Annotated in this window: 16 protein-coding genes and 1 pseudogene; 6 read left to right on the top strand and 11 right to left on the bottom strand. The window is 64.2% G+C overall.

What is annotated here, in order from left to right; all coding sequences use genetic code 11:
• The first annotated feature begins 124 nt into the window (after window positions 1–124).
• On the top strand, window positions 125–373 hold the full coding sequence (locus ABIF91_RS35835) for a hypothetical protein (RefSeq protein WP_035672623.1): 249 nt from the start codon (window positions 125–127) through the stop codon (window positions 371–373).
• A 143-nt stretch (window positions 374–516) separates the two neighbouring features.
• On the opposite strand, the pseudogene ABIF91_RS35830 reads toward ABIF91_RS35835, so the two are convergent.
• From ABIF91_RS35830 to ABIF91_RS35820, 3 genes and pseudogenes are all read right to left on the bottom strand, one after another.
• Window positions 517–1,393 (bottom strand): annotated as a pseudogene (locus ABIF91_RS35830) (MBL fold metallo-hydrolase).
• A gap of 69 nt (window positions 1,394–1,462) precedes the next feature.
• Window positions 1,463–3,085: an ABC-F family ATP-binding cassette domain-containing protein gene (locus tag ABIF91_RS35825; protein ID WP_028180757.1), complete on the bottom strand. Its 1,623-nt coding sequence runs from the start codon at window positions 3,083–3,085 to the stop codon at window positions 1,463–1,465.
• Between the two features lie 180 nt (window positions 3,086–3,265).
• Entirely contained in the window at window positions 3,266–3,598 is a 333-nt protein-coding gene (locus ABIF91_RS35820; protein WP_157785735.1) for a hypothetical protein, read from the bottom strand.
• Window positions 3,599–4,070: 472 nt separating this feature from the next.
• On the opposite strand from ABIF91_RS35820, the gene ABIF91_RS35815 reads away from it, so the two are divergent.
• On the top strand, window positions 4,071–4,847 hold the full coding sequence (locus ABIF91_RS35815) for a DUF3750 domain-containing protein (protein WP_407059923.1): 777 nt from the start codon (window positions 4,071–4,073) through the stop codon (window positions 4,845–4,847).
• A 45-nt stretch (window positions 4,848–4,892) separates the two neighbouring features.
• Here the strand turns inward: ABIF91_RS35815 and ABIF91_RS35810 are convergent, their stop codons facing one another.
• From ABIF91_RS35810 to ABIF91_RS35775, 8 genes are read right to left on the bottom strand one after another with little or no spacing between them, the layout of a single operon-like run.
• A complete protein-coding gene (locus ABIF91_RS35810; RefSeq protein WP_028180760.1) occupies window positions 4,893–5,903 on the bottom strand; it encodes an FAD-binding oxidoreductase in 1,011 nt (336 codons plus the stop codon).
• Between the two features lie 25 nt (window positions 5,904–5,928).
• Window positions 5,929–7,071: an ABC transporter substrate-binding protein gene (locus tag ABIF91_RS35805; RefSeq protein WP_050994875.1), complete on the bottom strand. Its 1,143-nt coding sequence runs from the start codon at window positions 7,069–7,071 to the stop codon at window positions 5,929–5,931.
• On the bottom strand, window positions 7,071–8,264 hold the full coding sequence (locus ABIF91_RS35800) for a DUF1116 domain-containing protein (RefSeq protein WP_035672658.1): 1,194 nt from the start codon (window positions 8,262–8,264) through the stop codon (window positions 7,071–7,073). Before ABIF91_RS35800 ends, ABIF91_RS35805 begins: the two co-directional genes overlap by 1 nt.
• A gap of 25 nt (window positions 8,265–8,289) precedes the next feature.
• Window positions 8,290–9,906 carry an ATP-binding cassette domain-containing protein gene (locus ABIF91_RS35795; RefSeq protein ID WP_424579671.1) on the bottom strand — a complete coding sequence of 539 codons (1,617 nt, stop codon included), beginning with the start codon at window positions 9,904–9,906 and terminating at the stop codon, window positions 8,290–8,292.
• Entirely contained in the window at window positions 9,903–10,853 is a 951-nt protein-coding gene (locus tag ABIF91_RS35790) for a branched-chain amino acid ABC transporter permease (RefSeq protein WP_063709763.1), read from the bottom strand. The genes ABIF91_RS35795 and ABIF91_RS35790 overlap by 4 nt, the downstream gene beginning before the upstream one ends.
• Entirely contained in the window at window positions 10,850–11,719 is an 870-nt protein-coding gene (locus ABIF91_RS35785) for a branched-chain amino acid ABC transporter permease (RefSeq protein ID WP_028180764.1), read from the bottom strand. Before ABIF91_RS35785 ends, ABIF91_RS35790 begins: the two co-directional genes overlap by 4 nt.
• Window positions 11,720–11,736: 17 nt before the next feature.
• Entirely contained in the window at window positions 11,737–12,351 is a 615-nt protein-coding gene (locus tag ABIF91_RS35780) for a hypothetical protein (protein WP_028180765.1), read from the bottom strand.
• A 24-nt stretch (window positions 12,352–12,375) separates the two neighbouring features.
• Window positions 12,376–13,740, bottom strand: a complete 1,365-nt coding sequence (locus ABIF91_RS35775) for an aromatic ring-hydroxylating dioxygenase subunit alpha (RefSeq protein WP_050994877.1) — start codon at window positions 13,738–13,740, stop codon at window positions 12,376–12,378.
• 701 nt (window positions 13,741–14,441) lie between these two features.
• On the opposite strand from ABIF91_RS35775, the gene ABIF91_RS35770 reads away from it, so the two are divergent.
• From ABIF91_RS35770 to ABIF91_RS35755, 4 genes are all read left to right on the top strand, one after another.
• Window positions 14,442–15,785, top strand: a complete 1,344-nt coding sequence (locus tag ABIF91_RS35770; protein ID WP_208086440.1) for an IS1380-like element ISBdi2 family transposase — start codon at window positions 14,442–14,444, stop codon at window positions 15,783–15,785.
• Window positions 15,786–15,878: 93 nt separating this feature from the next.
• Window positions 15,879–16,343 (top strand): LysR family transcriptional regulator, encoded by a 465-nt coding sequence (locus ABIF91_RS35765; RefSeq protein WP_424579670.1) that lies wholly within the window; start codon window positions 15,879–15,881, stop codon window positions 16,341–16,343.
• 61 nt (window positions 16,344–16,404) lie between these two features.
• The gene (locus tag ABIF91_RS35760) at window positions 16,405–17,673 is read left to right on the top strand and encodes an IS256 family transposase (protein ID WP_014497957.1); all 1,269 of its coding nucleotides are present in this window, start codon (window positions 16,405–16,407) and stop codon (window positions 17,671–17,673) included.
• Entirely contained in the window at window positions 17,559–18,266 is a 708-nt protein-coding gene (locus ABIF91_RS35755; RefSeq protein ID WP_283805427.1) for a LysR substrate-binding domain-containing protein, read from the top strand. Before ABIF91_RS35760 ends, ABIF91_RS35755 begins: the two co-directional genes overlap by 115 nt.
• Window positions 18,267–18,283: the final 17 nt, after the last annotated feature.

Below are 18,283 nucleotides of genomic sequence, written 5' to 3'. Positions count from 1 at the left end.
GGACGGCCGCCGACCGCGCTCGAAAAATCGGTACGTCGACCGGACGACGTCCGCTCATCCTGCTTGATTGCGCCATGATTCCCGGCTCCAATCCGGCCGCCATTTCTGGTTTAGGGAGACACCCATGATGAAGCGGATATTCCTGGCGGCGATCGTTGCCACCTTTGCGGCGGGCTCTGCCTTCGCGCAGGAAACCTGCGAGAGCAAAGCGATCGGCAAGGACGGCAAGCCGCTGGCCGGCGCCGCCAAGACCTCGTTCCTGAAGAAGTGCAAGGCGGACGCCTGCGCACCCAAGGCGGTCAGCGCCGATGGCAAGCCGCTCGCCGGCGCCGCCAAGAACAGCTTCATGAAGAAGTGCGAGACCGGCGCGTAAGGCGCTGCGAATCCGCTGCTTCTTCAGCGAGCGATTGCTCCACGAACGCGTCATGCCCGGGCTTGTCCCGGGCATCCACGTTCTTGTTTCCGTGCGGCAAAGTACGTGGATGGCCAGGACAAGCCCGGCCATGACGGAAAGAGTCACTCCCGCTTGAAGCGGTAATCGAACGCCCCATCCAGCGGCCTGATCCACCCCACCGTCGGCGTCGGAAAATGCACCGGCAGGATCAACGTGTCGGTATCCGCAACCGAAGCAAAGAATTTTCGCCGAGAGATCGCCGACTGCCTCTCATCCCAATCGGGCTTGGCCGACCAGTCCGGCTCGCGGCACTGGATCTGGTGATGCATGAGATCGCCCGCGACCACCGCACGCTGCCCCTTCGAAAAGATGTTCACGCAGCAATGGCAGGGCGAATGCCCCGGCGTCGGCGTCAGCGTGACTGTGTCGTCGAGCGCGTAGTCGTCATCGACCAGCAGCGCCTGCCCGGCTTCGACAATCGGCAGGCAATTGTCGCGGAAGACCGTGCCCGGCGGATTGTTGCCCCTGGCATTGCTCGGCCTCCCAGGCCGCGTACTCGTCCTTGTGGAAGACGTATTTCGCGTTCGGAAACGTCGGCACCCAGCGGCCGTCGCGCAACGTTGTATTCCAACCGGTGTGGTCGATGTGAAGATGCGTACAGAAGACGTAGTCGATCTGGTCGAAGCCAATGCCGAGCGCGAACAGCTCGTTGCGCCAACGCTCCTTGCCGGGAAAATCGAAGGGCGCCGGATGTCCTTTCTCCTCGCCGGTGCAGGTGTCCACCAGAATCGTGTAGCGCGGCGTGCGCACCACGAAGGTCTGATAGGTGATCACCATCATGCCGCGCGCGGCGTCGAACACCTCCGGCTCCATCGTCGGCAGGTGGCGGGCGAACACGGCCTCGTCATAAGCCGGGAAAAAATCCTGCGGCCGCCGCCACGGCCCCTCCCGCTCGATCACCGCATCGATGGTGATGTCGCCGATCCGGATTTGCTTCATCGTTGTTCGCTCCCTTTTTTGAGAGAGCGTAGCGGGAGGCGTCAACGCGTCAAGCCGCGCAGCGGAATGCTAGCTCCGCAATCCCGGCGCTTCCTGCCCGGTGCGCGCGACATATTCCGTGTAGCCGCCGCCATATTGGTGGATGCCATCAGGCGTCAGCTCCAGCACCCGGTTCGATAGCGTCGCCAAAAAATGCCGGTCATGCGAGACGAACAGCATGGTGCCCTCGAAATCCGACAGCGCATTGATCAGCATCTCCTTGGTGGCGAGGTCGAGATGGTTGGTCGGCTCGTCCAGCACCAGGAAGTTCGGCGGATCGAACAGCATCTTGGCCATCACGAGGCGCGCCTTCTCGCCGCCGGACAGCACGCGGCAGCGCTTCTCGACGTCGTCGCCGGAGAAGCCGAAGCAGCCGGCGAGCGCGCGCAAGGAGCCCTGCCCGGCGGTCGGAAACGCATATTCGAGTGACTCAAACACCGTCTGCTCGCCGTCGAGCAGGTCCATCGCGTGCTGGGCGAAATAGCCCATCTTGACGCTGCCCCCGAGCGCCACCGTGCCCTGGTCCGGCTCGCTCGCGCCCGCGACCAGCTTGAGCAGCGTCGACTTGCCGGCGCCGTTGACACCCATGACGCACCAGCGCTCCCTGCGGCGGATCATGAAGTCGAGGCCGTCATAGATGCGCTTGCTGCCATAGCCCTTGTGCACGTTCTTGAGCGCCACGACGTCCTCGCCCGAGCGCGGCGCCGGCAAAAAGTCGAACGCCACGCTCTGGCGGCGGCGCGGCGGCTCGACCCGTTCGATCTTGTCGAGCTTCTTCACCCGGCTCTGCACCTGCGCGGCATGAGATGCGCGCGCCTTGAAGCGCTCGATGAACTTGATCTCCTTGGCGAGCATCGCCTGCTGGCGCTCGAACTGGGCCTGCTGCTGCTTCTCGTTCTGCGCCCGCTGCTGCTCGTAGAATTCGTAATCGCCGGTATAGGTTGTGAGCGAGCCGGAATCGATCTCGATCACCTTGGAGATGACGCGGTTGATGAACTCGCGGTCGTGCGAGGTCATCAGCAGCGTGCCTTCGTAATCGTGCAGGAATTTTTCCAGCCAGATCAGGCTTTCGAGATCGAGATGGTTGCTCGGCTCGTCGAGCAGCATCACGTCGGGACGCATCAGGAGAATACGGGCCAGCGCCACGCGCATCTTCCAGCCGCCAGAGAGTTTTCCGACGTCGCCGTCCATCATCTCCTGGCTGAAGCCGAGGCCGGACAGCGCTTCGCGCGCACGGCCATCGAGCGCATAGCCGTCCAACTCCTCGAAACGATGCTGCACCTCGCCGTAGCGCGCGATGATCTCGTCCATCTGGTCGGCCTTGTCGGGATCGGCCATCGCGGCCTCGAGCTCGCGCAGCTCGGCCGCAACCTCGCTGACGGGGCCGGCGCCATCCATCACCTCGGCCACCGCGCTGCGGCCGCTCATCTCGCCGACGTCCTGGTTGAAATAGCCGATGGTGATGCCGCGATCGGTCGAGACCTGCCCCTCGTCGGGCAGCTCCTCGCCGGCGATCATCCGGAACAATGTGGTCTTGCCGGCGCCGTTCGGCCCGACGAGGCCGATCTTCTCGCCCTTGTTCAGGGCGGCGGAAGCTTCGATGAACAGGATCTGGTGGCCGGCTTGCTTGCTGACGTTGTCGAGGCGGATCATGAGGTCTTTTGGGGGGATTTTTGCGTTGCAGCGTCATAGGCCATACGGGCTTCCAGGGGAAGCCCGGGACCAGCGCACCACCCGGCCGCAATACCGTCGTTCAAACCGGAGCTTTCGGGATTATAGACCCCCGATGACCCACCTGTTGGTGGTCGAACCGCCGCCCGGTCTTGACGATCGTCACTTCTTGAGGATGCCCGTATTGGTGTTTCCAAGCTGCTGGATGGCAGCGTTGGCGGCCGGCGTGTTGTAAGTCGGTCGAGATCCGCCACCTTCCTGATCAGAAGGGGTTGCACCGAGTTTCGCGCCCGTCACTCCCCGATTTTTTGCATTGAGCGTGTTGGGGCCTGGCGAACCGCCAGTTCCGCTGAGCGTCGTCCCATTCGAGAGCGTCGAGCCACCCGCGCCGCTCGAACCAGCCGCGCCCGCGCCGCCGCCGGATGAAGAGCCGCCTGAAGAGCCTCCCGAGCTTTGCGCCATGGAGAACGAAATGGTGCCCAGAAGAATGGTCACGACCGCCGCCGGAAGCCTCATTTATCCTCTCCCTCCATCTGCCAGCCAGCTCCGAATCGGGTTCCTCGCGATGAAACGCGCAAGCTACAGCCCCTATCGGCGGCGGGCGATCCATGCTCCGGCCAGGAAAGCGACAAGCAAAGACCTTAAAGGCGCCTTCACTGTCACCTCGCGCAACTGGTCGGCCCATCGCTTTGCGGAGTCCGACCGGGGCGCGTGGGGCTGCGGGCTGGCAGCCCCTCTTTGCTCTCCGGAAACCGGCCGCGGGCTCGAAGCCTGCTCTATGCCGCCCTGATCGTCCGTCAGCCCGGAGGATTCTGTCATTGCCGCGGCTTCCTTCATGTCCATGGGCGCGCTCCAATTGGTGCGGTTGCGGAACAACGACTTGATCTCGGCTGCCCGTCCGGCTCTGGCGAGAAGCGCGTTGGGAACCGATGGGAGCAGCTATGGCGGCGGCATTCATGCGAACTATATGGTCTGTCGAAGCCCCTGCCGTACTGCTCCCTTGAAGAAGCCCTTGCTCATCCTTCTGTTCCTCGTGGTCGCACCGCTTACCGCATCAGCGGCGAGATATTTCTGGCTGGGCGATGGCCGCCAGAATTGGCAAACGGCCGATCGGTCGAGCGCGGGGCTTCTGACCGCCGCGGCCGATCATCGCGAAGCCGTCGTACGGGTATTCGGGGCGAGAACGGTGAGATGGCGCAGCATCTTCGCAATTCACACCTGGATCGTCGTAAAAGAGAAGGATGCGGCGACCTACACCCGGTATGACTACACGGCGTGGGGCGAGCCGATCCGCACCAACGGCTTCGCTCCGGACGGGCGGTGGTTTGGCGCCGCGCCGGAAACCATTGTGGCTGTAGATGGAGAGCGCGCGGAGGCCCTGATCCCGAAAATCAGAGATGTGATCGAAAACTACAAGTTTCGATCCTATGGAGATTACAGCGTCTGGCCTGGGCCCAATTCGAACACCTTCGTGCAGGCCGCACTCGACTCCGTCCCTGAGCTTCGGGCGGTCCTGCCGCCGACCGCGATCGGCAAGGACTTCCCGTATACCGGTAAATGGTTCGGCGTAACGGCGTCCGGCACAGGCATCTATGCTTCGCTTGCCGGATACGTTGGCTTCTCGATCGGCTGGGTCGAAGGCCTGGAGATCAATTTCTTCGGTGCCGTGCTCGGCATCGACATCCGGCGCCCGGCGCTCAAACTACCCGGCCTCGGCCGCTTCGGGGTAACTCCGGGCCTGTAAGAGCGGGGAGCCGGACGCCGGTTTGGCTTTCGCCTCGTTGCCGGTTCAAGCCGCTGCCACTGCCGCCACGAACCTTTCTGCGATGATGTTGTCGGGAGCTGCACCCAGCCCGATCGCCATGCGGCGCGCGCTGTCGGCCATTGCCGGCGGACCGCACAGATAGACATCGTGCCCTGAAAGAGATCGCCCCCCGATCAGGTCGGTGACCAGTCCCTGGCTGATACCCGTCGGGCTCGGCCCATGAGCGACCGCTATCCGCACGTCCAGTTGCGGAATTGCCCTGGCGAGCGCGTTCAGCTCCTCCACGAAGAACAGATCATCGGCAGAATTCACGCCGAAGCAAAGCGTGACCTCGCGGCCCTCGCCGGGCGCCGTGATTTGCCGGAGCATGGACATCATCGGCGCCACGCCCGTTCCGCCCGCCACCATCAGCACCGGTCGTTCGCCGGATCTCAGATAGAAAACGCCCTGCGGGCCGCGGCACTGAACAACGTCGCCTGCCGCGGCGCGCTCTGTCAGATAGCGTGACATCTCCCCGTCATCGAGCAGGCGAACGAGGAACTCGAAAGTACGATCGTCGCCGGGCGAATTGGCCATGGAATAGGAGCGCCAGTACGTCGTGCCCGGCACCTGCAGATTGACGTACTGGCCCGGCAGAAACGGGATCGGTGAAAGTCCGAGGGTTCGCGCAACGACTCGGACCACAGAGGCGCTCAGCCGTTCGATGCTCTCGAGCTTCATCGCGAATGGCTTCGCCGGGATCAGCTTGCCGCGCTCATAGGGCAGCTTGATCCGCACGTCGGTGCAGGCGCTGGCCACGCAGGGCAGCATCTCGCCGGCGTCGATCTCGTCCTGCGACAGCGACACAGACGTGCCGTCTTCGTAGCCGAGATCGCCGCCGAGACACGTCGCGCGGCAGGTCTGGCAATCGCCGACCTCGCAGTCCGAGCTCAGCGGGATACCGGCGCGGCGCGCCGCAGCGAGAACCGTCTCACTGGGCTTCGCCTCGATGCGCACGCAGTCGCCATCCGCAAAGCTGAGGAAAAGGGTCGGCATGGCTTGCTCCTGTGGCCAGCGGCGGTCACTGCGCCAGGGTGAACTTGCCGTCCTTCACGGTCAGCATCACGACGCTGTCGGCCTTTGCGCCGAAATGATCGTCGGGGCCGTAGGAATACACCGCGGTCACACCGACATAGTCCTTCAGACCCTCGATGGCGTCCCGAATTCCGGCGCGATCGGTGCCGGCCTTTCCGATCGCCGCAGCGATCATGTTGACGGCGTCATAGGCATTCCCCGCGAACGTCGCGGGCGGCTTGCCGTACTTGTTCTGGTAGTCGGTCACGAAGCGCCGCAGCGCGGCCTTCTGTGGATCGGAGTCCTTGAGGGAATCGATCACGTAGATCTTCGACGAGGGGATCAGCACGTCGTCGGCCGAGCCGCCGGCCAGCCGGAGGAAATTGAAGTCGTTGGCGGCGTGGGACATGTACAACGGCGCGGTCAGGCCGAGCTGACGGTAGTTCTTCGCCGCGATCGCCTGGCCCGGCCCGGTCGCCCAGATCACCACCGCATCCGGCTGCGCGCTGCGGATCTTGGTGAGCTGCGGCGTCATGTCCTTGTCGGCGTTGGCGTAGGATTCCTGGGCGACGAGCGTCAGTCCGAACGAGCCTGCATTCTTCACGAGCTGGTCGCGGCCGCTGGTACCGAACGGCGAGTCTGCATACAGCAGCGCGATCTTTTTGGCGCCGCGCTTCTGCATGTCCGTCATCATGACGCTCTGCACCAGCACGTCGGTGAGCGGCGACAGGAACAGCCATTTCTTGTCCTGCGCGGGCAGGACGATGCCACGCGAGCCCCCGTTCGAAATCATCGGCGTTGCGGCATTCTGGACGGTGTCGATGATCGCGTAGGACGAGCCGCTGTTCATCGGCCCGACGAGAGCGACCACGCCGCTCTGCTCGACCAGCCGCTTGGCGGCGGTCACCGTCTTGGTGTTGTCGCCCTCGGTGTTGACGTTGTCGAGTTCGAGCTTCTTGCCGGCGACGCCGCCCTTGGCGTTGATCTGCTCGATTGCGAGCATCGCACCCTCGAGTCCGGGCTGACCGAGCGAGGCCAGCGGTCCGGAGGTCTCGAGCAATCCGCCGATCTTGATCGTGTCTTCCGCCTGCGCGCCGACGGCGGACGTCATGAGTATCAGCGCAGCCAGCATGGCCTTGGTCGTCATCATCAGATCCCCTGGGTTTGGAAAGTCGTGGGTGCGATCGAAGCGACCGCGGCGGCGAACGGATCCCGGGGCGGCCGGTAGATTCCGCCGCCGATGCGGCCGTTGTGTCCCTTGCGATCGAGAATGCCGAGGACCACCTCGAGCGGCATGCCGCCGGACACGAGGGCCCGCGCGACGGTCCCGACCCTGATCGCGCTTCGCGCGAAGCCGGGATGAGCCGCGGGTAGCAGCTTGGCTGCTTCCGCCGCGGGGCCGCCGTCTCCCGGGAGCGACCGCGCGGTCATCGCGCCGAAGCCCATGGCGTCGACCAGCGCGCTGTCTCCGATCGCGCCGAGGCGATCGCCGCTCTGAAATCCCGGCAGCAGATTGCCTTCGGGCGGTTCCGCCGCGGCGACGAACCAGCGCCGGCCGCTGCCGCCGAGCTTGACGCCGCAATCGACCCCGTTGCCGCCGAGCGCAGTGACGATGCTGCTACCCTCTCCTGCTCCTGCCTTGGCAATGCACTTCATTGCCGCCATCCAGAGATTGAGGAAGAAGGCCGAGGCACGGTCGAGAAAGCGGCGCTCCGGCGTGTCGCCGCCGAGCCGCGGTGCAAGCTCTTCGATCAGACGACGCGTCGCCGCCGACGTGCGCGAATGGCAATCGTCGCCCTCCATCAACGCGCGGTCGGCAATCTCGATCAGCGGGATGTCGCGGTCGGCGATGATCTCGAGGGTCGCGGCAAGATTTCCGTTCATCCACCGCAGATGCGTCAGCACTTCGCGGCTGCACAAACCCAGCCGTTGTGCCAGCGTCATTCCACCGTTCAGGGGACTGAACGAGACGTTGGTCGCGTCGGCGGCATCGGCCACGATCTGCACGGCCATGCCGGGCGAGAGCACCGCGGCGAGCGGCACCATCGCGTCGAAATCCTGGGCGGGCGCCAGCCGCACCTCCCCCCGCATCAGCATCGCCCGGGCCGCCCCCTCGTCCGCCGCCCAGCGCTCGAACAGGATCGCCATCACGGCGCTGTTGACGATTGGCGCAGCGATCGCATCGAGCCGGACCGGAGGGCCGGCATGGAGGATGGTGCGGTCCGGAAGCGCCATGACGTCCCGCGCCGCCGCGACGCCTCGCCAGACCGGCCGCACCGCATGCATCCGCGCCAGCGCCGCGCGATCGGCAGCGTGAAGGCCGGTCTCGACCCGGCGTTCCATCATTGTGGAGGAAGGATTGGACAATTCAGCCTCCGTTGATGGCGACGACGTTACGGCCCGGCCCGGCGCCGTCCGCCTCGACCTCGCCCGACCCGAGATAAGCCTCGGTGAGGCCGCGGTCCTGAAGCAGCGTCCGACCCGCGCCCTCCGCGATGACCCGCCCGCCTGCGAGCACATAGCCGCGGTCGGCGATCGACAAGGCGGCGGACACGTTCTGCTCTACCAGCAGAATCGTCAGCCCCTGGTCGCGCAACCGTTCGACGCAGCGCAGAATTTCGGTGAGGACTTGCGGCGCCAGGCCAAGCGACGGCTCGTCCAGCATCAGCAATTTCGGCTCGCCCATCAGGGCGAGACCGATCGCCACCATCTGCTGCTGCCCGCCACTGAGCGTGCCCGCGAGTTGGTCCGCGCGTTCCCGCAACACCGGGAAGAGCTGATACACGGTTTCGAGGCGCTGATCGAAAGCGCTTCGCTCGGCCGAGTTGCGCCAGATGACGTGATGGAAGCCCCGCGCCCGCCGCAACGCGTAGCGCCCAGCCGCGAGGTTTTGCAGCACCGTGAGCGAGCGAAACAACGCACGCCCCTCCGGCACCAGGCTGATGCCGCTCGCCACGCGCCGATCCGCCGTCGTGCCGCGCAAGTCGCTCTGATCGAACGTCAGTTTCTCTGCGCTGCAGGGCTCCACCCCCGCGATCGCCCGCAGCAAGCTGCTCTTTCCTGCGCCATTGGCGCCGACCAGCGCAACGATTTCTCCGCGGCCCACCCCGAGCGAGACGCGATCCAGCGCCAGAAGCCCGCCATAGTTGACGCCGAGACTGCCGATCTCCAGCAGCGGTGATGTGACGGCCCGGATCACCTTCGGCGCCTCCTGGGCGACGTCGCGGCGCCCGAGATAGGCATCGAGCACGCGGGGATTTCGCCGCACGTCCGCCGGCTCGCCGTCCGCGATGATGCAGCCCTGGTCGAGCACCAGGATCCGGCGTGCCAGCCGGCTCACCAGCGGCATGTCGTGGTCGATGAACAGGATGGTCTTGCCTGCGCGCGAGAGTGACAGGATGATGTCGCCGAGTGCGCGCTTTTCGCGATCGTTCAGTCCGGCCCCGGGTTCGTCGAGCACGAGCATGCGCGCTCCCGAGGCCAGCACGCGCGCGATGCTGAGGAGCCGCCGCTGGCCGGCGGTCAGTATCGACGCGGGTTGATCGGCGAGGTCTGCCAATCCGACCGCCGCGAGATGTTCGTCGCCCTCCCGCCGCAGCCGCCCGTGGTCGAGCACCGCCGTCCCGCGACCGATCATCGAGGACAACAGACCCATGCGATGCCGCGCGACGCCGCCGACCATCACGTTCTCGCGCACCGACAGATTCTGGAACGGCTCGGCTGCCTGGAACGTCCGCGCCAATCCGCGCGCGACGATGTCGTGCGGCGCCTCGCCCGTGATGGTCTCGCCGTCGAATTGCACCGAACCGGTCTGCGGAGCGATCTCTCCGGAGAGGACGTTGAGCAGCGTGGTCTTGCCGGCGCCGTTCGGGCCGATCAGCGCGACCAGTTCGCCGGCATCGACGTCGAAGCTGACATCGGTGAGCGCGCGAAAGGCGCCGAAACTCACCGACGCGGACCTGACCGAGAGTAGCGGAGCCGTCATTGCATGCTCCCCGCGGTTGCCATCCGCCGGGCACGCGCGGCGAGCGCGGCGATGCCGCGCAACAGTCCATTCGGGCAGTAGATCACGCTGACGACCAGCAGCGCCCCGTAAGCCACGATGTCATAGGCACCAAGCGGCTTCAGCACCTCGCCGATCAAGGTGATGAAGACGACGCCGAGCACCACGCCCCAGACGTCGGCGAAACCACCGATCGCCACCATCAGCAACAGCTTGATGGAGAAACCGACGTCGAACGGGCCGGGACTGAGATAGCCGATGTAGTGCGCGTAGAGCCCGCCGCCGAGCGCGCAGAACACGCCGCTTACCATCATGATCAGCCGCTTGATCGACTGGACATCGTTGCCGACCGACCGGGCCGTGGCTTCGTTTTCGGCGATCGCCCGCATGGCGAGACCGGTCGGCGAGGTCACGAGATTTTGTCCGGCCAGGATCGCCGCGATCGCCGTCAGCCAGACCACCGCGAGCATGGCGATATCGCTGCGCAAGGAGAGTCCGAACAGGCTCAGCGGCGGAATGCCCGTCAGCCCGTCCTGACCGCCGGTGACACCATGCATTTCGGTGAAGCAAATCTGCACGATGATGCCGAACGCCAGCGTCGCCATCGCAAGGTAGTGGCCCTTGAGACGAAACACGAGCCATCCGATCGCCCAGGCCACCAGCGCCACCATCGCAGTCGACAGCGCAATATCGATCCAACCGGGAACACCGAGCCATCGGCCGATGAGCGCAGCGCCATAGGCTCCGAGACCGTAGAAGGCGGCGTGACCGAGCGAGATCTGACCGGTGAAGCCGGCGATCAGCGCGAGACCGATCGCGGGCAGCGCCTGCAGCCCGATCACCACCAGCAGGCTGATGACGTAGCCGTTGCCCGTCGCGGAGCAAGCCAGGAGGGCGCCAGCCAGGGCGAGGACGCGCCACCGCATCATGCGCGCACCCGATCGTAGTCGCCGAGCAGCCCGCCGGGACGGAACAGCAGGAAGCCGAGCAGAAGCGCGAAGGCGATCGCGTTCTTGTATCCAGAGGACACGTAGCCTGCGGAGAACGCCTCCAGCACACCGAGCACCAGGCCGCCCACGGCGGCGCCGACCGGGCCGCCGAAGCCGCCGACGATGCAGGCCACGAAGCCCTTGATTCCCAGTTGCAGGCCGCTGTCGTATTGCGTCAGCGCGATGGGCGCGACGACGATGCCGGCGATCGCACCCAGCGCGCCCGACATGACGAAGCCAACCAGGCTCATCGTCTCGACCTTCATGCCGACCAGCCGCGCTGCGAACGGATTCATCGCGCAGGCCCGAAACATCTGGCCGAGATAGGTGCGACGAAACAGCAGGTCGAGACCTCCCATCGCCAGTATGCCGACCCCGATCACCCATAGCGACTGCGGCATCACGGTCGCGCCGAGAAGGTGGATCAACTTCTCGCCCGAGAACGCCGGCATCGGCTGCGCATCGGTACCCCAGACGATCGCGGCGAGACCTTGCAGCACCACTCCGACCCCGATGGTAACGATGATGCCGCGCATGACGTCGCCGCGGACCGGCTGGATGGCAGTGCGTTCGATCAGGACCGCCACGGCGCTGGTAATCAAGATAGCAAGCAGGATGGCGAGCCACAGCGGCGCGCCGGCTGCGTTCAGCGCAATCGCGCTCATCGCCCCCACCATCGCGAAATCGCCCTGCGCGAAGTTGACGATTCCGGTGACGTTGTAGATGCAGGTGAAACCGACGCCGATCAGCCCGTAGATGCTGCCCACCACCAGTCCACTAATGAGAAACTGCAAGGCGTCGGACATCGTCCCTCCTCCGCGTGTTAAACTTGCATCCAGGATTCCGAGAACGCCAGGAACGCAGTGCTCTTGCGAGTTCCTGCGAAATCCCGCTGCACCACCTTGCCGGCCAGTGGACGACCGTTGATGGTCACCGAGCCTTCGCCGGCGTCGAGGAACAGGCTGTACATCTGGTGGAGCTTGGTCGGGCCGTTTTCAGCGGGCATGTCCACTGCATAGGGTGCGCCGAGCTTCGACCAGGTCGCGACCACCTCGAGGTCGGCGGCTCGCACGATTTCCGAATAGCTCGACAGTGTGCTGCCTTCGCGGCGGCACTCGATCATCGGCAGGTATGTCAGCGCGCCTATGCCGGGCGACACTCGGAATGAGGCGAATTTCGAGAAGAACTCCGCAACCAGATATCTGGCGAGCGGCTCGTTGTCGCTGATGCAGAAATTGTCGGCATCGGGACGGCCTTTCGCAAGATCGGGTTTGTCCAGGACCACGATGCCGCTGCCCATGCCGTGCGCGGAGTAGAAGATGCGGAAGAAGCACATCAGCCCGGTCCACGGACCGTCCTGGGTGTCCTTCAGATAGATTCCGGGATTCTCGCCGGTCCAGGCCACCGCGCCGGGATGAATGGGACTTTTGCTCGACACGTTCATACCCTCTTCGTTCAAGGCTCAGGCCGCGGCCTGCGATGCGACGCTGCTTTCGTATTCGCTCAGAAGCTTGCGGACGATGTCGTGCCGGTCGTCGGCGGCGTGATGGTCGCCCGAGATCACGATCTCGGTGACGCGGCGCCCGACCTCCTCCTGCAGCTCGAGATCGTCGACACCCGCGATCGGCGGGATTGCAAGGACAGTGTCATGGCAATAGGTGGGGATCGCGCCGCCGGAGCGGAGCGTCGAGCGCGGCGGCTCTTCGCCGGCGGCGACCTTGCGGATGTCGCGGCGCAGCAGCTTGCGCAGCATCACCACGCCCTTGTCGCAGTAAGTGAGATGCTCGAGCCCATGCAGCGCGATGGGACGCTGCGTGACGATCGCGTCGTAGTCACCGGGCAGGCGCTGCCGCTCCTCGAACGAACCACCGGCGCCCTGGCCGTAGAAGTCCACCTTCTCCAGGCCGCAATCCTCTTCCTTGCCGATCCCCCTCGGATTGACCTCGGGATGGAAGTGCCGCCACCCGATCACCTTGCAGGTCCTGTTGTCGATCGGCGTGGTCCAGCGGGTGATGCCGACGCGGCCGAACTGCTTGGCGTCCTGGCCGTCTTCCCAGATGTGGCCGACCTGCGCGAGGTTCGGCATGATGATGTCGTTGGAGCGGACCCAGACCTTGTCCTTCCAGCGCCGCGTCGTGACGTAGATCATGCCGGTCGGCGTCTCCACGAAGTCCATCACCGGCAATTCACCCCACGTGTCGGAGAAGTGCGAGAAGGTGACGCGGGTGTGCAGGAATACGGCGTGCGCCGGGTCCATGACGTTTTCCTGCACCTGCAGCCAGTTGCAGGGATAGGTGATGCAGTACGGCACCAGTCCGTCGCCCGGGTAGTCGTAGCTGTCGAAGATCGGAAATTCCGGAATGCTGTCGGGCGGCCCGAAGTAGCCGAAGATCAGCCCCTTGTATTCCTTGCAGGGATAGGCGCCGTGGAACAGCCGGTCCTTGAGCGCGCTACCGGGGGGATCGCCGGGCGTTTCCAGCACCTGCCCGTTCACACCGAACAGCCAGCCGTGATAGCAGCACCGCAATCCATTCTCCGTCGGCAGGCCGAACTCCAGCGACGTGCCGCGATGGCTGCAATGCCGGTCGAGAATGCCGTACTCGCCCTGGGTGGTGCGGAACACCACGAGGTCTTCGCCAAACATGCGAAAGCCAAGCGGCACGTCGGTGAGCTCGGACGTCAACGCGATCGGCTGCCAGTAGCGGCGTAGCAGCTCGCCGGCCGGCGACCCCTTCTCCACGTGCGTGAGTTCCACGTTCTCTCCGGGAATCTCCTGCTTGAGGTAGCCACCATAGGCGGTCGTCAGAAACTGCTTTTGCGCAACCATCGCTGCCCTCGTTCCGCTCGCGCGGGTCGTTGGAATTAGTCTCATTCGAGTATTGTGTGCGGCTCTGGTTCTGCCAATAATAGTTACATGCAAGACGAGTTTGGAAATCTTGAACTGCTCAATAGATCAGCGACAGCGCTCATGATCCGAGCAGACACTGCCTGAAAATGGACCTTTGCGAGGTGAACCGGTTTGGCGAGCGAAAAATACAGGGACCAGATCGAGGTCGGCGAGGCCGTTCCTAACCCGTCTTATTCGCGAGAGGGCGCCTGAGAGGCTGGCGAGCGTGGTGTAAAGCGCTGATGCGGCGTAGGATTCGGTTGCGAAGCCACCCCATCACCTTCAACCGCGAACGCCACGCCCGCCATGACCGATGATACGATTTCAGACCACTATCGAGAAGCAAGAATTCAACACAAATAAAACCTCTGCCTCGCGCTCGATCTCTTCATGCTTGATAGTCTCGTTTCGGAGGCTGAGCACCTACCGCGTCTAATAGGCCGCTCGCGCCGGTTTCTTTGGACGCGGCACGACCGCGACTCCACGTTTCGGCACAGAAATGATCGGGAGTCACTCAATCTTTCTTCAACTTAACCCGTCTTATTCGTAAGAGTGCGCCTGAGGGGTAAAGCGCTGATGCGGCGTAGGATTCGGTTGCGAAGCCAACCCCATCACCTCCAACCGCGAACGCCACGCCCGCCATGACCGACGATACGATTCCGCCCTTCTCGTTTCCAGCCGTTCACGCCAAGAAAGTCACAGCTGCCTTCGATGGTGGGCGCCTAACCTCGAACGGGGGCGTGATGCTTCTGGCGATGGCCGAGCGGCGTCTCGGCTTGGCCAACAATCTGGCCCGGGTGTTCCCGGATCGGCGCGATCCGACGCGGGTCGTGCACAGCCTGGTCGATATGTTCCGCGCTCGCATGTTCGCGATCTGCTGCGGCTACGAGGACGCCGACGACCTCGATCATCTGAGGTCCGATCCGGCATTCAAACTGGCCTGCGGTCGCCTACCGGACACGGGCCGGGATTTGTGTTCCCAGCCGACGCTGTCGCGGCTGGAGAATGCTCCGCGCCTGCGCGACGTGATCCGGCTGACCTACACTTTGGTCGACGCATGGATGGATAGCTACCCGCGCGAGCCGGCATCCGTCACGCTCGACATCGATGATACCTGCGACGTCGTCCACGGCCATCAGCAGCTCTCGCTGTTCAACGCTCATTATGACGAACGCTGCTTCCTGCCGATCCACGTCTACGACACGGAGAAGAGCCGGCCCGTGGCCGTCGTGCTGCGGCCCGGCAAGACGCCGGGCGGCGTCGAGGTGCGTGCCCATCTGCGCCGCCTGGTACGGCATATCCGGACGCGATGGCACAACACGCAAATTACGTTCCGTGGCGACGGGCACTATGCCCGGCCGGAGGCAATGGCGTGGTGCGAGACCAACGGCATCGACTACATCTTCGGTCTGTCCGGCACCAAGCCTCTCGCCAGAAAAGTCGACGAGGTCGCCGACGACATCCGCACGCGACGCGCCATCGAGAACCTGCCGGTTCTGCGTGGCTATACCGAGACGCGCCACAAGGCAAAGTCCTGGGATCGCGAACGGCGCACTGTCGCCCGTATTGAGGCGACGATGCTCGGCCTCGACATCCGCTTCGTCGTCACCAGCCTCGATGTCGGCTCGGCCGAGTGGATCTACGACAGCCTGTATTGCGCGCGCGGCCAAGCCGAGAATCTGATCAAGCTGCATAAGACGCAGCTCGCCTCCGATCGCACCAGCTGCCGTTCGGCGCTCGCCAACCAGGTCCGTCTCGTGCTCCATACGGCCGCTTATTGGCTGATGCTGACCGTGCGCGACGCCATTCCCAAAGCCCGGGAATTGGCCGCTGCCGAGTTCGCGACGCTGCGTCTTCGGCTCTTGAAAATCGCCGCCCGTGTCGTCGAGACCACGAGCCGCATTCGCCTTGCGTTTGCCGCGGCATGTCCCGAAGCCGACCTGATCTGCGGCTTGCCCGGCGCGCTGCTGCCGCTCGGTCCTTGACCGGCGGGGCGTCCGCCCCCGTTCGCCCAACCCATCCCTCAAGCGCGTTGCAAAGTACCGGTCGTCAGGCGGCGAAAAGCCGAAGGCAATCCTGTGCGCCTCGTCAGACAAGATGTGCGGCCGCATCAATCGGGCCCAAAAGCCGCACTCTCACGAATAGGACGGGCTAAGCTTTCGCTGCGACAACTCACGTATTTTCTCGCTACTGCGAACCACGAGAGCGTCTTGCGCGCCTCGGAAACGCTGAACGTATCGTCTGCCTCCATTTCGACTGCGATCGCCCAGATTGAGGAATTTCTGCAGACTCAATTGTTCATCCGCCGTCACGCGCGCGGTCTTGTGCTGACCTCGGCCGGACAGGATCTCGCCGCCCACGCTCGGAACATTCTCCTCCACGCCCGCGAAATCGAGGCCGTTGCGCAACGAGGACCGTTTCGAGCCGCCGGCCGCATCAACGTCGGATGCCTTGCGACGATCACCCCCTATCTGATCCCGCTGGTGTTGCGCGACCTCCAGGAGAAGCAGAGCTATGCGGGAAACTGGGTGATGACGGAATGAGATAGGCGGCGTATCGAGGCGGGTGTCGAGCCTGCCAGACCCTCAAGGAGAGCGATACGCCATGAACGAGCATAGCAACATTGTCCCACTGCGTCAGCCCGATGAGATCGACGATCCACTGACGAATATTTTGCGATCTGGAGCTCGGCAGCTGCTTGCGCAGGCTGTCGAGATGGAAGCCGAGGCGTTTCTCGCCGCGATGAAGGGCTTGAAGCTTCCCGATGGCCGCGACCGCCTCGTGCGACACGGCCATGGTCCAGTGCGGACGATCCAGACGGGGATCGGCGCCGTCGAAGTCGCCCGGGTAAAGATTCGCGATCGCGCGGTGACCAGCGATGGCGAGCGGATCCGCTTCACCTCGGCGATCCTGCCGTTGTGGGCACGGCGCACGAAGAGCTTGGATGCACTTTTGCCGGTTCTGTACCTGCGAGGCATCTCGACGGGCGACTTCCAGGAGGCGCTGGCGGCGCTCTTGGGCAAGGATGCGCCGAATCTTTCTCCGGCGGTGGTTTCCAGACTGACGACGGAGTGGCAGCTCGAGTACGAGCGTTGGCAGAAGCGCGATCTGTCGGCGCGCCGGTACGTATACGTGTGGGCGGACGGCGTCTTCCTGCAGGCTCGCATGGAAGACCACAGCGAATGCATGCTGGTGCTGATCGGCGCGACGCCGGAAGGCAAGAAGGAACTCATCGGCTTCCAGGTCGGCGTGCGCGAGAGCACGCAGAGCTGGCACGAACTGCTCGTCGAGGCGAAAACCCGAGGGCTGAAGATCGCCCCGGAAATCGCCGTCGGTGACGGCGCGCTCGGCTTCTGGAAGGCGCTCGACGAGGTCTTTCCCGCCACGCGACATCAGCGGTGCTGGGTGCACAAAACCGCGAATATCTTGAACAAAGTCGCAGTGTCGGTACAGGCCAGCATGAAGAAGGATCTGCGCGAGGTCTATTTGGCGTCCAACCGAGCTTCGGCCGAAGTGGCGATCGATGTCTTTGCCGAGAAATACGGAGCGAAGTACGACAAGGCGGTCGAGTGCCTGACGAAAGATCGCGACGCAATGCTTGCGTTCTACGAATTCCCCGCCGAGCATTGGGACCACTTGCGGACGACGAATCCCATCGAAAGCGTGTTCGCGACGGTCCGGCACAGAACGGTGCGCACGAAAGGTTCGTTATCGTCAACGACTGCCAAGTTGATGGTGTTCAAGCTGCTCTGCGCCGCATCAAAGACCTGGCGGCGGCTGAAAGGCACAAATCAGTTGCCGAAGGTCAGCGCAGGTGTCAGATTCGAAAACGGCATCGAGGTCATCCAAGTGCCGGAAAACCACGCCGCCTGATCGCCTCGTCACCCAAAATCCCGCATGGCTCGGAGAAGCATCCCGACATCGAAATGCGCTGGCGCGCGGACAAGCACGAAGCGCTGCTCGACGGTCTGCACAACGGAAGCTTCGACCTGATCATTGTCTACGACTACGATATTCCGACGACGCTTCACGCCTCACCGCTGCGATCAATGCCGATCCAGGTGGTCCTGCCGAGTGCACATCCCCTGGCCTCCAGTCAGAGTTGCAGCCTCTCCGACCTGGTCGCACTGCCCATGGTGCTGCTCGATCAGCCGCGGACGCGCGACTACATCCTGTCGCTGTTCGCAAACCGCGGCCTCAGTCCAACCGTGGCGTACCGCGTCGACTCCTTCGAGATGGTCCGCAGTCTCGTAGCGAACGGATTCGGCTACGCGCTGCTGAACTTTGTGCCACCCTACAATGTCTATGGCCATGGGACGCTAACGTCCCGGCCCCTTGCCGATGTGGACCGACCGCAGCAGCTCGTGCTCGCCCGATTGTACCGATTTCGAGCTCCGCGGCTCGTCGACGAGTTCTTCAAAAGCGTCAGCTTCGCCGCCCAGCAGCTGACAATATCGACCCTATAGCCATAGCACCGTGTGCG

Origin of the sequence: Bradyrhizobium sp. USDA 241 (genome assembly GCF_049739505.1) — a bacterium.
Classification (GTDB): domain Bacteria; phylum Pseudomonadota; class Alphaproteobacteria; order Rhizobiales; family Xanthobacteraceae; genus Bradyrhizobium; species Bradyrhizobium liaoningense.
This window is presented reverse-complemented; position numbering and strand designations above follow the sequence as displayed.

Excerpts from the sequence above, each read along its gene's own strand:
- ABIF91_RS35810 (WP_028180760.1), bottom strand. The coding sequence starts at position 5,903 with ATGCCGACCCTTTTCCTCAGCTTTGCGGATGGCGACTGCGTGCGCATC.
- ABIF91_RS35785 (WP_028180764.1), bottom strand. The coding sequence starts at position 11,719 with ATGTCCGACGCCTTGCAGTTTCTCATTAGTGGACTGGTGGTGGGCAGC.
- ABIF91_RS35800 (WP_035672658.1), bottom strand. The coding sequence starts at position 8,264 with ATGGAACGCCGGGTCGAGACCGGCCTTCACGCTGCCGATCGCGCGGCG.
- ABIF91_RS35835 (WP_035672623.1), top strand. The coding sequence starts at position 125 with ATGATGAAGCGGATATTCCTGGCGGCGATCGTTGCCACCTTTGCGGCG.
- ABIF91_RS35775 (WP_050994877.1), bottom strand. The coding sequence starts at position 13,740 with ATGGTTGCGCAAAAGCAGTTTCTGACGACCGCCTATGGTGGCTACCTC.
- ABIF91_RS35760 (WP_014497957.1), top strand. The coding sequence starts at position 16,405 with ATGAACGAGCATAGCAACATTGTCCCACTGCGTCAGCCCGATGAGATC.
- ABIF91_RS35770 (WP_208086440.1), top strand. The coding sequence starts at position 14,442 with ATGACCGACGATACGATTCCGCCCTTCTCGTTTCCAGCCGTTCACGCC.
- ABIF91_RS35790 (WP_063709763.1), bottom strand. The coding sequence starts at position 10,853 with ATGATGCGGTGGCGCGTCCTCGCCCTGGCTGGCGCCCTCCTGGCTTGC.
- ABIF91_RS35825 (WP_028180757.1), bottom strand. The coding sequence starts at position 3,085 with ATGATCCGCCTCGACAACGTCAGCAAGCAAGCCGGCCACCAGATCCTG.
- ABIF91_RS35795 (WP_424579671.1), bottom strand. The coding sequence starts at position 9,906 with ATGACGGCTCCGCTACTCTCGGTCAGGTCCGCGTCGGTGAGTTTCGGC.
- ABIF91_RS35815 (WP_407059923.1), top strand. The coding sequence starts at position 4,071 with ATGGTCTGTCGAAGCCCCTGCCGTACTGCTCCCTTGAAGAAGCCCTTG.
- ABIF91_RS35805 (WP_050994875.1), bottom strand. The coding sequence starts at position 7,071 with ATGATGACGACCAAGGCCATGCTGGCTGCGCTGATACTCATGACGTCC.